Source organism: Pseudogemmobacter sp. TB195 (genome assembly GCF_058313095.1).
On record NZ_JBZEGG010000003.1, the window covers coordinates 26,557 to 39,058 of the forward strand.

Consider the following 12,502-nt stretch of genomic DNA (forward strand, 5'->3'; position numbering starts at 1 on the left):
GCGCGGTTGTAGCTCAGTCGGTTAGAGTACCGGCCTGTCACGCCGGGGGTCGCGGGTTCGAGCCCCGTCAACCGCGCCACTTGCTTTCCGGATGCGAACAGGGACGATAGCGCGGTTGTAGCTCAGTCGGTTAGAGTACCGGCCTGTCACGCCGGGGGTCGCGGGTTCGAGCCCCGTCAACCGCGCCATTTCGTATATATGTTCTCCTGAAAGATACAAATAAACTGCCCGTTCCGGGCTGCTTTGCGTATTGGTATCAGGAGAAAATTGGCATTTCCTCCTGACCTTTATACTCCCGCCAGAGGCATCCCCCCGCCGTCAGAGGCGCATTCGGTAGCGGATATGCCCGTCGCTTTGCACGAATGTATCATAGAGCGCCCGGGCGCGCGCGTTTGTCTCATTCGTATGCCAGTAGAGCCGGTTCCAGCCTCTCTCCCGCGCAAGCGCGACCAGGTCCTCCAGCAGCGCGCGGCCGATTCCCTCACCCCGCGCCGCTTCGGTGACGCAGAGGTCTTCGAGGTAGCAATCCTCGCCGATCACCCAGGTCGAGCCATGTGTCAGGTAAAGCGCGAATCCGAGCAGGCGACCGTCCTGCACCGCCACCCTTCCGTTCAGCGGTGCGGCGGGGTCCATCAGGCGTGACCAGGTATGGCTGGTGACCTCGGGGGCGAGGCTGACCTCATAATAGGTCAGGTATTCGTCCCAGATGCCGCGCCAGGCGGCTTCATCCGCCGCTGTCAGATCGCGAATCTCCGGCGCTTTTTTCGTGACGGCGCCGCTCATGCGATGCGATCCAGCACGCGCGCCCAGGAGCGGATGCCTTTATGGAAACTTTTCACATCGTATTTCTCATTCGGCGAATGGATCGCGTCATCGTCATTCGCGAATCCGATCAGCATCGCATCCATCCCGAGCACAGATTTGAAAAACCCCGCAATCGGGATCGAGCCGCCCATGCCGACAATCACCGCCTCGCGGTTCCATTCGTCGGACAGCGCAAGGCGCGCGGCTTCGAATTCCGGGCGGTCGGTGTTCATCACCGCCGCCGGCGAGCCTTCGAGATTGTTATCCCAGGTGATCTTCGCGTCCTTCGGCAGGCGGGCCTCGACATGGGCGCGGACCTTCCGGCGCAGATCATCGGGATCCATATCGCCCACGAGGCGGCAGGTGATCTTGCAATGGGCTTCGGCGGGAATCACCGTTTTTGACCCGGCACCCTGATAGCCGCCCCAGAGCCCGTTGATCTCCAGCGTCGGACGCGCCCATTGCTGTTCCAAAGTCGTATAGCCGGCCTCGCCATGCGGCACGGTGAAGCCGACCGATTCGAGATAATCCTTCTCGTCAAAACCGCTCAGTTCCCATTGCCGTTTCAGCTCGGCCGGGACCTCATGCACGCCCTCATAGAAGCCCGCGACCGCGACGCGGCCCTGGTCGTCATGAAAGCTCGCGATGAGTTTTGCGATTTCGCGCAAAGGGTTAAGGCCCGGGCCGCCGTAATGGCCGGAATGAAGGTCGATCTTCGGCCCGTGCAGGGTGAACTCATCCTTGAGCATCCCCCGCAGCTGGCCCGCGATCGAGGGCACGCCGGGCGAGACCATCGACGTGTCGCAGATCAGCGCGATATCCGAGGTCAGTTCGGCGGCGTTTTCCTGCATGAACGGGATCAGCGAAGGCGAGCCGGATTCCTCTTCGCCCTCAAGGAAAATGGTGATGCGGCAGGGCAGGCGGCCATTCACCGCCTTCCAGGCGCGGCAGGCCTCGATAAAGGTCATCAGCTGGCCCTTGTCATCCGAGGTGCCACGGCCCCGGATCACATCGCCTTTGGGGGTGCTTTCCACAACAGGATCAAAGGGATCGCGGTGCCACAGCGCCAGAGGGTCCACCGGCTGCACATCGTAATGGCCGTAAAACAGGATATGGCGCGGCCCCTCGCCGGCATGGGCGACCACCATCGGATGCCCCGGCGTCGGGCGGGCGCTGGCCTCAAAGCCAAGGCTCTGCAGATCGGCGACCAGCCAGTCAGCGGCGCGGGCGCAATCGGCTTTCCAGGCGGGGTCGGTCGAGATCGAGGGAATGCGCAAAAGCTCTTTCAGGCGTTCAATCGCGTCGGGCAGGGCCCTGTCGATCCCCGCAAGGATCTCGTCCAGGTGATTGTTGGTCTCGGCGGCGCTCATCGCGGTCTCTCCCGGGTCATGTTGAGGAAACCTGCCAGGACCGGGCGCAACTGTCCAGAGCCGGCGCCTGCCATTCGTGCGCGCAAGACGGTCCGGATCTCAATTTAAGCAATCCGGAGAGGTAGCATTTTGCGTCACACCGCGCTAAAGCTGGGTTTAGAATGATTATATGGTGGCAGCGACAATTCGTCAGGTTCACTTGTGTCGTGGCATGACGCATATCAAAGCCGGGCGGCGGCTTCAGGTCCATAAAGGGCGCCGCAAAGACGTGAGGACGGACCCATGAATTACGATGCAGCGCTCGATTCCGCGCTTGGCAGGCTTCATGAAGAGGGGCGCTACCGTACCTTCATTGATATCGAGCGTCGCAAGGGCCAGTTCCCGCATGCGATCCACACCCGTCCCGATGGCAGCGAGCAGCAGATCACCGTCTGGTGCGGCAATGACTATCTTGGCATGGGGCAGCATCCGGACGTGCTGGGCGCGATGCATGAGGCGCTGGAGGCCACCGGCGCCGGTTCGGGCGGCACCCGCAACATCTCGGGCACGACCGTCTATCACAAACGGCTCGAGGCCGAGATCGCCGATCTGCATGGCCAGGAGGCGGCGCTGGTTTTCTCCTCCGCCTATACCGCCAATGATGCGACGCTTTCGACGCTGAAGGTGATTTTCCCCGGGCTGATCATTTACTCGGACGCGCTCAATCACGCCTCGATGATCGAGGGGATCCGGCGCGGCGGTGGGGAAAAGCGGATTTTCCGCCATAATGACCTGGCGCATCTGCGCGAATTGCTGGCGGCGGATGACCCTGCTGCGCCGAAGCTGATCGCGTTTGAATCGATCTATTCGATGGATGCCGATGTGGCGCCGATTGCGGCGATCTGTGACCTGGCAGAAGAATTCGGCGCGCTGACCTATCTCGATGAAGTCCATGCCGTTGGCATGTATGGCGCGCGCGGGGCAGGGCTTGCGGAACGTGATCGCCAGATGCACCGGATCGATATTGTGAATGCGACGCTGGGCAAGGCTTTTGGCGTTTTCGGCGGCTATATTGCTGCATCTGCGAAGATGGTTGATGCCGTGCGCTCCTATGCGCCCGGTTTTATCTTCACCACCTCGATTCCGCCGGTGGTTGCGGCGGGGGCGGCGGCCGCGATCCGGTTTCTGAAGGGCGAGGGCGGTCGGGCTTTGCGCAAACAGCACCAGGATCAGGCGCGCGTTCTTAAAATGCGGCTGCGCGGCCTTGGCCTGCCGATCATCGACCATGACACACATATTGTACCGGTTCATGTCGGCAACCCCATCCATTGCAAGATGCTCTCGGATATGTTGCTCGACCAGTTCGGCATCTATGTGCAGCCGATCAATTTCCCGACCGTGCCGCGCGGCACCGAACGGCTGCGGTTCACGCCCTCGCCGGTGCATGGCGCGGCGGAAATTGACCAGCTTGTGAAGGCGATGGATCAGCTCTGGGGGCATTGTGCGCTGAATCGCGCCGAAGCATCCGCCTGAGCATTCTCGCATGTGCAAAAACTCTTGCCCTGTGTTAGCGTTTTCGCAATACGAAGCGAGGTGAGTCGCGCGAACGTGATAAGGACGCGGAGACTCACCCGGTGGGACAACCCGAAGAGACCGATGCCAGGTAAGGCGCGGCCAAACGGGTCCAGAGGCGCAGGCTGGGGGACGGGCATCGCATGATCAGCTGGAGGTCGAAACCTCAGGCAGCGGAAGACGAAAAGCCGAAAGGCTTTGACGATTTCGACTTGCGGCTTGGTGATATTATGCGCGGTGAACGCGCGACGCTGGGCAAGTCCCTTCTTGATGTTCAGCGCGATCTGAAGATCAAGGCGACCTATATTGCCGCCATCGAGAATGCCGATATTTCCGCTTTTGAATCGCCCGGTTTTGTGGCGGGCTATGTGCGGTCCTATTCCCGCTATCTGGGCATGGATTCGGATATCGCTTTCGCGCGCTTCTGCAAGGAAGCGAATTTCACCCCCGCCCATGGCATGTCGGCCCAGGCAGGGACGCCGCGCGCGGCCCAGGCGCGCCCGCGCAGCGATTTCTCGGAACCGCTTGCCAATCCCAATCTGACCTTCGTGCCGCGCGGCGAAAGCTGGCTCTCGAAGATCGAGCCGGGGGCTGTGGGTTCGCTTGCCGTTCTGGTCGTGCTGATCGGCGCCATCGGGTATGGCGGCTGGTCGATCCTTCAGGAAGTTCAGCGCGTGCAGCTGGCGCCGGTGGATGAGGCCCCTGCGGTCGTCGTCTCCATCGATCCGCTGCAACAGGATGTGGCGCAGCAGACCGCCATGGGCGATGAGGCGAACCGGACCCCGGTGACCCAGACCGCTCAGGCCGGGGCTGCGCCCGATCTGATGGACCGGCTTTACCGTCCGCAGGCGCTTGATGTGCCGGTGTTTGAATCGCGCAATGGCCCGATCGGCTCGATTGACCCGCGTATGGGCGGGGCCGAGGCCGGCGGTGTCAGCGGCGTTGTCGCAGCAGAGACCGGCGCCGGGCCGCAGGATGGCGTGATCCAGGTCACCGCCGATGCGCCTCCGGGTGTGCAGATCCTGGCGGTGCGCCCGGCCTGGATGCGCGTGAGTTCTGCCGATGGTACCGTCCTGTTTGAGAAGATCCTGAACACCTGCGAAAGCTATCAGGTGCCGGCGCTGGAAGAGGTGGCAAGCCTGCGCACCGGCAATTCCGGTGGCGTCTATTTCGTGGTGGGCGGCAAGACCTATGGTCCGGCCGCACCGGGCGCCAATGTCGCGTCGAATATCGCGCTTTCGCCCGAAGCGGTGACCGGCAAATATGCCGAGGCCGATCTGGCGAAAGACCGCGATCTGGCGCGGATCATGACCGCAGATGCCAGCGGCGCGCTGCCCAATCTGGCATCCAGCTGCGCGACCACAAAGCCCGCCCAGTAATCAGGGCGCGGTAATCTGCGACATTGCTGCAATGTGACCCGGCCCGTGCTGCGGGCCGGTTGCCGTGCGGCACGGGCGGGATTACATAGGGCGAGGCATCAACCGGAGTATGCGGGAATGAGTCTCAACCCGATCCGCCCCTGGCGGAATATCGAACGCCGCCAGAGCCGGAAGATCATGGTCGGCTCTGTACCGGTCGGGGGCGATGCGCCGATCTCGGTGCAGACCATGACCAACACGATCACGTCGGATGTGCGCGCGACGCTGGATCAGGTGATCCGTGCGGCAGAGGCGGGGGCGGATATCGTCCGTATCTCGACGCCCGATACGGATTCGACCGCCGCTTTGCGCGAAATCTGCCGCGAAAGCCCGGTGCCCATCGTGGCGGATATCCATTTCCACTACAAACGCGCCATCGAGGCCGCCGAGGCAGGCGCCGCCTGTCTGCGCATCAACCCCGGCAATATCGGCGACGCGAAGCGCGTGGCCGAGGTGGTCCGCGCCGCGAAAGATCATGGCTGTTCGATCCGGATCGGGGTGAATGCCGGGTCTCTGGAAAAGCATCTCCTTGATAAATATGGCGAACCCTGCCCGGACGCGATGGTCGAAAGTGGCCTCGACCATATCAGGATCCTGCAGGATCACGATTTCCACGAATTCAAGATCTCGGTAAAGGCCTCGGATGTGTTCCTCGCAGCCGCCGCCTATCAACAGCTGGCGGCGGCTACCGATGCGCCCATTCACCTCGGGATCACCGAGGCCGGGGGCCTGATGTCGGGCACCGTGAAATCGGCGGTGGGGCTGGGGAGCCTTTTGTGGTTCGGCATCGGCGATACGATCCGGGTCTCGCTTTCGGCGGACCCCGTGGAAGAGGTCAAAGTCGGCTATGAGATCCTGAAATCGCTGGGCCTCAGGACGCGCGGCGTGCAGATCATCTCCTGCCCCTCCTGCGCGCGCCAGGGCTTTGACGTGATCAAGACGGTCGAGAAGCTGGAACGCCGGCTGGAACATATCAAGACGCCGATGAGCCTTTCGATCATCGGCTGTGTGGTGAACGGGCCGGGTGAGGCACTGATGACCGATATCGGCTTTACCGGTGGTGGTGCAGGGAATGGCATGGTCTATATGGCCGGCAAACAAAGCCATAAGATGAACAATGACCAGATGATCGACCATATCGTCGAGCTGGTCGAGAAACGCGCAGTCGAGATCGACGCCGAGACGATCAAAGCGGCAGAGTGAACCCACAGACATCAAAAAGCCCCGCAATCTGAAAGGATTGCGGGGCTTTTTTAATCTGCTGTCTGAAGGTCAGCCCTTGCGCTGGCGCTCGACAATCTGGCGCATTCCGTCCAGCGGCACATAACCCCGCACCATCGCGTCATCGATCACGAAGGTCGGTGTGCCGTTAATCGCCATCGTATCGGCCAGCGCGTAATTGGCGTCGATCACTGCCTGGACTTCGGGCGTTGCGGCCTTTGCCAGCAGCGCCGCCCCGTCATGGCCCAGCCCTTCCGCCAGCCGCGTCAGCGTATCGGGCGTCATATCGCCGCGCATCGCGAAAAGCGCGTCATGCGCTTTCTTATAGGCCTCGTCGCCATGGAGCATCTTCACCGCGATGGCGAATTTTGCCGCCAGCACCGACTGCTCGCCCAGAACCGGGAATTCCTTCAGCACGAAGCGGATATTGCCGTCGCTTTTCACCAGTTCTTCGACCTCTTCAAAGGCCTTGTGGCAATAGCCGCAGCGGTAATCCATGAATTCGACCAGCACCACATCGCCCTGAAGATTGCCGCCCGACCAGTCGGCGGCATTGTTGAAGATCGCATCGCGGTTCGCGGCCAGCATGTCGATATCGCGCGAGGCGGCGGCATCATCCTCGCGGCTTTGCAGAACCTTCATCGCCTCGATGATGATCTCGGGATTGGCCAGAAGGTAGTCGGCCACCGCGTCGTTGAAAGCCTCCGGCTCGGCGGCGATCATGTCTTTCAGGCTTTCCGCCTTTACCGCAGGAACTGAGACAGCCGTCAGAAGCGCGGCAAGGGCGAGGGCGGGGCGCATAGGGGGAATCCTTCCGGGTTGACCTTGGCACGCGCAGGGTCCAGTCAGCCGGCTGGCGCGTGATTTCCGGCATTTTAGGGGGCAGCGGATGGGCAATTCAAGTCAGGGATCCAGGCGGGGTGATGTCGATCCCTTTATTGTGATGGATGTGATGGAACAGGCCCGCAGGCTTGAGGCCGAAGGCCGCCATATCATCCATATGGAAGTCGGCCAGCCCGGCACGCCCGCGCCGAAAGCCGCCCGCGACGCGCTGATCCACGCCCTTGACCAGCCGCTGGGCTATACGGTCGCGACCGGCCTGCCGGAACTGCGCGCGGGCATCGCCACGCTTTACCGGCGCTGGTATGATATCGACCTCGATCCTGCGCGGGTCATCGTGACCTCCGGTTCTTCCGGCGCGTTCCTGCTGGCGTTCACCGCGCTGTTCGATGCCGGCCAGCGGGTCGGGCTCGGGGAGCCGGGCTATCCGAGCTATCGCCAGATCCTGCGCGCGTTGTCGCTGGTGCCGGTCGGCATCCCGGCGCAGGATGAGAACCGGCTGCAGCCGGTGCCGGCGGATCTTGACGGCCATGACCTCGACGGGCTGATCGTCGCATCGCCTGGTAACCCGAGCGGCACGATGCTGGACCGCGATGCGCTGGCGGCGCTGACCAGCTGGGCAGAGGCACGCGGCATCCCCTTCATCTCGGACGAGATCTATCACGGGCTGCATTACGGCGCGCGGGCGGTTTCGGCGCTGGAGGTCAGCGACACTGCCTGGGTGATCAATTCCTTCTCGAAATATTTCTCGATGACCGGCTGGAGGATCGGCTGGATGGTGGTGCCGGAGGATCAGATCCGCCGGGTCGAGCGGCTGGCGCAGAATATGTTCATCTGCCCGCCCCATCCTGCCCAGGTCGCGGCCCTGGCGGCGCTGGATTGCACCGATGAGCTGGAGGCCAATCGCGCCGTCTACCGCGAGAACCGCCGTCTGATGCTGGAAGGCCTGCCGAAAGCCGGTTTCACCCGGATCGCGCCGCCGGATGGGGCGTTCTACATCTATGCCGATGTGTCTGACCTGACGGAAAACAGCCTGGAATTTGCGAGCGAGATCCTGCAGGACGCCGGCGTGGCGGTGACGCCGGGGCTGGATTTTGACCCGGTCCGGGGCCGGCAGTGGCTGCGCTTTTCCTATGCGCGGGCGACCGCAGATATTGTCGAGGGGCTTGCGCGGCTCTCGCGCTTCATGGCCGCAAGGTGAATGGACTTCACACGGCGGATTTTCCATAATCACGGGAACATTTTCCGGCCTTTGATCGATGCCGGATGCGGGTTGCGGGGATCGGGCTCTATGGGAGTTTCAAGGCTGGCGCGGGCTTTGGCCGTGGCCTTTGCTGTTATGCTGTCGGGCGGACCTGTCCCTGGGCTGAAGGCTGAAACCAGCCCACCGGCGGTCACACCTGTGCTGAGCGCGCTGGCCCGGTTTGATCCGGCGCAATCGTCGCTTTCGCAGGAAACCGGCGATCTGGTGCTGGATCTGTCGATCAGCCAGCCGGTGCCCTGGCGGGTGAGAATGCTTGATAACCCGCCGCGCATGATCCTCGATATGCGCGAGGTCGACTGGGCGGGCCTTGAGCGGATGCCCCAGGTGGCAGAGCCTGTTCGTGCGATGCGGGCAGGGATCTTCCGTCCCGGCTGGTCGCGGCTGGTGATCGAGCTGGACGGGCCCTGGCAGGTGCTCAGGGCGGGGATGGAGACCGGCCGGGCAGGGGCCGCCGAGACGGCGCGGCTGACCATTCGTCTGAGCCCGAGTTCGGCGGCAAATTTTGCAAAGATCACCGCGCTGCCGGAGCCTGAGGAATGGTCTCTGCCGGTGCCTGCAGATGTTCCGGTGATCGCGAGGCGCGCGGGCGGGTCGATCATCGTGGTGCTTGACCCCGGTCATGGCGGCATCGACCCGGGCGCAGAACGCGACGGCCATAAAGAAGCCGATCTGATGCTGACATTCGCGCGTGAATTCAAGGAATTGCTGGCGCGGGACGAGCGGTTCAAAGTGGTTCTGACCCGCGAAGAAGACATCTTCGTCCCGCTTGAGACGCGGATCTCGGTGGCGCGGGTGGCGGGCGCGGATCTGTTTCTCTCGCTCCATGCCGATGCCCTGGCCGAGGGCGAGGCGCATGGTGCGACACTTTACACCCTCTCAGATGCGGCCAGCGATGCGGCGGCGGAGGCGCTGGCCGAACGGCATGAGCGTGACGATCTGCTGGCAGGGATCGATCTTTCGGCCCAGGACGACCTGGTGGCGACGGTGCTGATCGACATGGCACGGACCGAGACAAAGCCGAGGATCGACCGGCTGGTGGCGGCGCTGGAGGCGTCGATCAAGGGGGCGGATCTCAGGATGCATCGCAAGCCGCATCAGGAAGGCGGGTTCTCGGTGCTGAAATCCCCCGATATTCCTTCGGTCCTGGTGGAGCTGGGCTTTCTGTCCTCGGCGCGGGATCTGAAACGGCTGACCGACCCGGAATGGCGGGCCAGGATGGCCGCGGCGATGCGGGACGGGATCCTTGTCTGGGCGAAAGAAGATGCGGCTTTGCGGGCGGCGCGGGACTGAGCCTTGTGTCCGGTGACGGGCCGGGCAGGGGGGGCGGTTTCCGCCGGGGTGACGATCTGGTGATGGCCAGGGTTTTGACGGGGGGGCGCGTCTGATATAGGGAAAGGCAGCATCATCCGGGGATCAGAGCAGTGTTGCGATTCATCGCCTCTTTCTTTGGGGCTATCTTTTCAGCTGTCACGCTTGGCATCTTCTTTGGTGCCCTGACGGTTGGCGCGATTTTCTGGATGTATTCGCGCGATCTGCCGAGCCATGAGAGCCTTGCGAAATATGCCCCCGCCACCATCAGCCGGATCTATTCCGGTGAGGGGCGGATTCTGGATGAATTCGCCGATGAACGCCGGTTGTTTGTCTCGGCCGAGGATATTCCCGATCTGGTGAAGCAGGCCTTTGTTTCGGCCGAGGACAAGAATTTCTTCAGCCATCAGGGCTATGATGCCGGCGGTATGCTCGCCGCCTTTTCCGAGGCGGTCAGATCGCGCGGCCAGGATGTGCGCGGCGCCTCGACCATCACGCAGCAGGTGGCGAAGAACATGCTGCTCGACGGGACCCGTAAGGGCGCCGCCGGGGTCGAGCGCAAGATCAAGGAAATCATCCTCGCCACACGGCTTGAGGAGACGCTGTCAAAGGAAAGGATCCTCGAGATCTATCTCAACGAGATCTTTCTCGGGCAGAATTCATATGGTGTCGCAGCAGCGGCCCAGACCTATTTCAACAAATCCCTGACCGAGCTGTCACCACATGAGGCGGCGACGCTTGCCTCGATGCCTAAGGCGCCCTCTGATTTCCACCCTGTGCGCAATCGCCAGAAGCTGATCGACCGGCGCAACTATGTGCTGCGCGAGATGCGGGACAATGGCTATATCGACGAGGCCAGCTGGAAATCAGAACGCGAGGCCCCGCTTTTGTCCGTGCAGAACGGTGATTTTCCGTCTTTCCGGCAAGAGCTTCCCGGGCGGACCTATTTCACCGAAGAGGTCTCGCGCCAGCTGTCGCGGGATTTCGGGCGCAAGGAATTCTTTGAAGGCGGCATGACGATCCGCGCCACCATTGACCAGGAATTGCAGGAGATCGCCCAGGCGGCTTTGCGCAAGGCGCTGGAGAAATATGACCGTGGCATCGGGGTCTGGCGCGGCACCGGCAAGACCATCGCAGCCGATCAGCTGTCCCGCGAGGAAGACTGGCGCGCGGCGCTGAGTGCGACGGATGTGTCGCGCGATATCGAGGGCTGGTATCCGGCGGTGGTGCTCTCGCTGGGCGAGCGCTCTGCCACAATCGGCATCGAGGGAGTGGCGGAAACCGGCGATATTCCGGCCGATGACGTGAGCTGGGCCAGGAAGCGCCTGGCCGATGGCAAGCTTGGGAAGAAGGCGACACGCGCTTCGGATCTGGTCGAGGTCGGGGATGTGGTGCTGGTGCGCCGCATGGTGAAGGATGCGGATGGCGCGTTCATCCGCTGGACCCTGCGCCAGGTGCCGGAAGTGCAGGGCGCCTTCATGGCGATGGATGTGAATACCGGCCGGGTCCTCGCGATGCAGGGCGGGTTCTCGTATCAGTATTCGGTGTTCAACCGCGCCACCCAGGCCGAACGCCAGCCGGGCTCTTCGTTCAAGCCCTTCGTCTATGCGGCGGCGCTGGACAGCGGCTATACGCCCGCGACCATCGTGGTCGATGCGCCGATCGAGATCGAGACGCCGCAGGGGCTCTGGACTCCCAAGAATGCCTCGAACAAATTCTACGGACCGACGCCTCTGAGGACCGGGATCGAGCAATCGCGGAACCTGATGACCATTCGTCTGGCGCAGGAAGTGGGGATGTCGACGGTCGCGGCCTATGCCGAGCGTTTTGGCGTCTATGACCGGCTGGGCCAGCATCTGGCGAACAGCCTCGGTGCCCAGGAGACCACACTTTACAAGATGGTGGCGGCCTATGCGATGTTCGCCAATGGTGGCGAACGCGTGGAGCCCACGCTGGTCGACCGGGTGCAGGACCGCTACGGGCGCACCATCTACCGCCATGACAAACGCTCTTGCGAGGATTGCGGCGCCGGTGATCTTCCCCGGGGCAACGGGGTGAAGATCACCTCGAACCGCGAGCGGGTGATGGATGCGATCACCGCCTATCAGCTGACCTCGATGCTGGAAGGTGTGGTGCAGCGCGGCTCGGGCAGTGGGGTCAGGCTGCCGGTGCCGGTGGCGGGCAAGACCGGCACGACCAATGACGCCAAGGATGTCTGGTTCATCGGCTATACGTCGAACATTGTGGCGGGCTGCTATATCGGCTTTGACCAGCCGCGGACGCTTGGCTCGCGCGCCTATGGCGGGACGCTTTGCGTGCCGGTCTTCCAGGATTTCATGAAAGAGGTCGTGAAGAAATACGGCGGTTCGAAATTCAAAGTGCCGCCGGGGGGTTATTTCGTGAAGATCGACCGGTTCACCGGCGCGCGGCTGTCAGATGATGCTTCGGGCGCGAATGTGGTGGCGGAATATTTCCGCGAGGGCACGGATGTCGATTTCGGGCTGGGCGCCATGGTGGATGGCGGCTTCGAAATGGGCCAGAACCTGCCCTTGTTTGCCTATGGCGAGACGGAAAGCGGCTCGGCTTCGGTCACAACCGCGACGGGCGAGACGCGGGTGATCCCGGGCAAGGCGGATTTCGGCACGGTGTCATCGGGCGGGCTCTATTGACCTGGCAGGCGCGCGCGCCGGGCGCCGCGCCTCGGGGTGGTGTCGCATGGGGCGCGC

General features: G+C 62.8%; 9 protein-coding genes and 2 tRNA genes. 8 read left to right on the forward strand and 3 right to left on the reverse strand.

The features are described from left to right. The first annotated feature begins 2 nt into the window (after positions 1-2). Positions 3-79, forward strand: a tRNA-Asp gene (locus tag AC4FS3_RS04450). A 32-nt stretch (positions 80-111) separates the two neighbouring features. Further along, a tRNA-Asp gene (locus AC4FS3_RS04455) sits at positions 112-188 on the forward strand. A 130-nt stretch (positions 189-318) separates the two neighbouring features. On the opposite strand, the gene AC4FS3_RS04460 is transcribed toward AC4FS3_RS04455, so the two are convergent. Both AC4FS3_RS04460 and AC4FS3_RS04465 read right to left on the reverse strand, forming a co-directional pair. Next, positions 319-783 (reverse strand): GNAT family N-acetyltransferase, encoded by a 465-nt coding sequence (locus tag AC4FS3_RS04460; protein ID WP_491019567.1) that lies wholly within the window; start codon positions 781-783, stop codon positions 319-321. Beyond that, positions 780-2,174 carry a M20/M25/M40 family metallo-hydrolase gene (locus AC4FS3_RS04465; protein ID WP_491019568.1) on the reverse strand — a complete coding sequence of 465 codons (1,395 nt, stop codon included), beginning with the start codon at positions 2,172-2,174 and terminating at the stop codon, positions 780-782. The genes AC4FS3_RS04460 and AC4FS3_RS04465 overlap by 4 nt, the downstream gene beginning before the upstream one ends. A gap of 282 nt (positions 2,175-2,456) precedes the next feature. Between AC4FS3_RS04465 and hemA the strand changes: the two genes are divergently transcribed. From hemA to ispG, 3 genes are all read left to right on the forward strand, one after another. Then, positions 2,457-3,686, forward strand: a complete 1,230-nt coding sequence (hemA, locus tag AC4FS3_RS04470) for a 5-aminolevulinate synthase (RefSeq protein WP_491019569.1) — start codon at positions 2,457-2,459, stop codon at positions 3,684-3,686. Between the two features lie 182 nt (positions 3,687-3,868). Further along, positions 3,869-5,104, forward strand: coding sequence for a helix-turn-helix domain-containing protein (locus AC4FS3_RS04475; protein ID WP_491019570.1), 1,236 nt, complete (start codon positions 3,869-3,871; stop codon positions 5,102-5,104). Positions 5,105-5,221: 117 nt separating this feature from the next. Then, complete coding sequence (ispG, locus tag AC4FS3_RS04480; protein WP_092898165.1) at positions 5,222-6,346, forward strand: flavodoxin-dependent (E)-4-hydroxy-3-methylbut-2-enyl-diphosphate synthase; 1,125 nt, start codon at positions 5,222-5,224, stop codon at positions 6,344-6,346. Positions 6,347-6,415: 69 nt separating this feature from the next. On the opposite strand, the gene AC4FS3_RS04485 is transcribed toward ispG, so the two are convergent. Further along, the gene (locus AC4FS3_RS04485) at positions 6,416-7,165 is read right to left on the reverse strand and encodes a DsbA family protein (RefSeq protein ID WP_491019571.1); all 750 of its coding nucleotides are present in this window, start codon (positions 7,163-7,165) and stop codon (positions 6,416-6,418) included. Between the two features lie 88 nt (positions 7,166-7,253). Here AC4FS3_RS04485 and AC4FS3_RS04490 point away from each other — a divergent pair, with 88 nt between their 5' ends. The 3 genes from AC4FS3_RS04490 to AC4FS3_RS04500 all read left to right on the forward strand — a co-directional run bounded on the left by AC4FS3_RS04490 (position 7,254) and on the right by AC4FS3_RS04500 (position 12,445). Beyond that, complete coding sequence (locus tag AC4FS3_RS04490; RefSeq protein ID WP_491019572.1) at positions 7,254-8,405, forward strand: pyridoxal phosphate-dependent aminotransferase; 1,152 nt, start codon at positions 7,254-7,256, stop codon at positions 8,403-8,405. A 90-nt stretch (positions 8,406-8,495) separates the two neighbouring features. Continuing rightward, positions 8,496-9,758 (forward strand): N-acetylmuramoyl-L-alanine amidase, encoded by a 1,263-nt coding sequence (locus AC4FS3_RS04495; protein ID WP_491019573.1) that lies wholly within the window; start codon positions 8,496-8,498, stop codon positions 9,756-9,758. A gap of 131 nt (positions 9,759-9,889) precedes the next feature. Continuing rightward, on the forward strand, positions 9,890-12,445 hold the full coding sequence (locus AC4FS3_RS04500) for a penicillin-binding protein 1A (RefSeq protein ID WP_283178233.1): 2,556 nt from the start codon (positions 9,890-9,892) through the stop codon (positions 12,443-12,445). Positions 12,446-12,502 lie beyond the last annotated feature (57 nt).

Coding starts and splice junctions, on each gene's coding strand:
- AC4FS3_RS04460 (WP_491019567.1), bottom strand. CDS start 783: ATGAGCGGCGCCGTCACGAAAAAAGCGCCGGAGATTCGCGATCTGACA.
- ispG (WP_092898165.1), top strand. CDS start 5,222: ATGAGTCTCAACCCGATCCGCCCCTGGCGGAATATCGAACGCCGCCAG.
- AC4FS3_RS04485 (WP_491019571.1), bottom strand. CDS start 7,165: ATGCGCCCCGCCCTCGCCCTTGCCGCGCTTCTGACGGCTGTCTCAGTT.
- AC4FS3_RS04475 (WP_491019570.1), top strand. CDS start 3,869: ATGATCAGCTGGAGGTCGAAACCTCAGGCAGCGGAAGACGAAAAGCCG.
- AC4FS3_RS04490 (WP_491019572.1), top strand. CDS start 7,254: ATGGGCAATTCAAGTCAGGGATCCAGGCGGGGTGATGTCGATCCCTTT.
- AC4FS3_RS04495 (WP_491019573.1), top strand. CDS start 8,496: ATGGGAGTTTCAAGGCTGGCGCGGGCTTTGGCCGTGGCCTTTGCTGTT.
- AC4FS3_RS04465 (WP_491019568.1), bottom strand. CDS start 2,174: ATGAGCGCCGCCGAGACCAACAATCACCTGGACGAGATCCTTGCGGGG.
- hemA (WP_491019569.1), top strand. CDS start 2,457: ATGAATTACGATGCAGCGCTCGATTCCGCGCTTGGCAGGCTTCATGAA.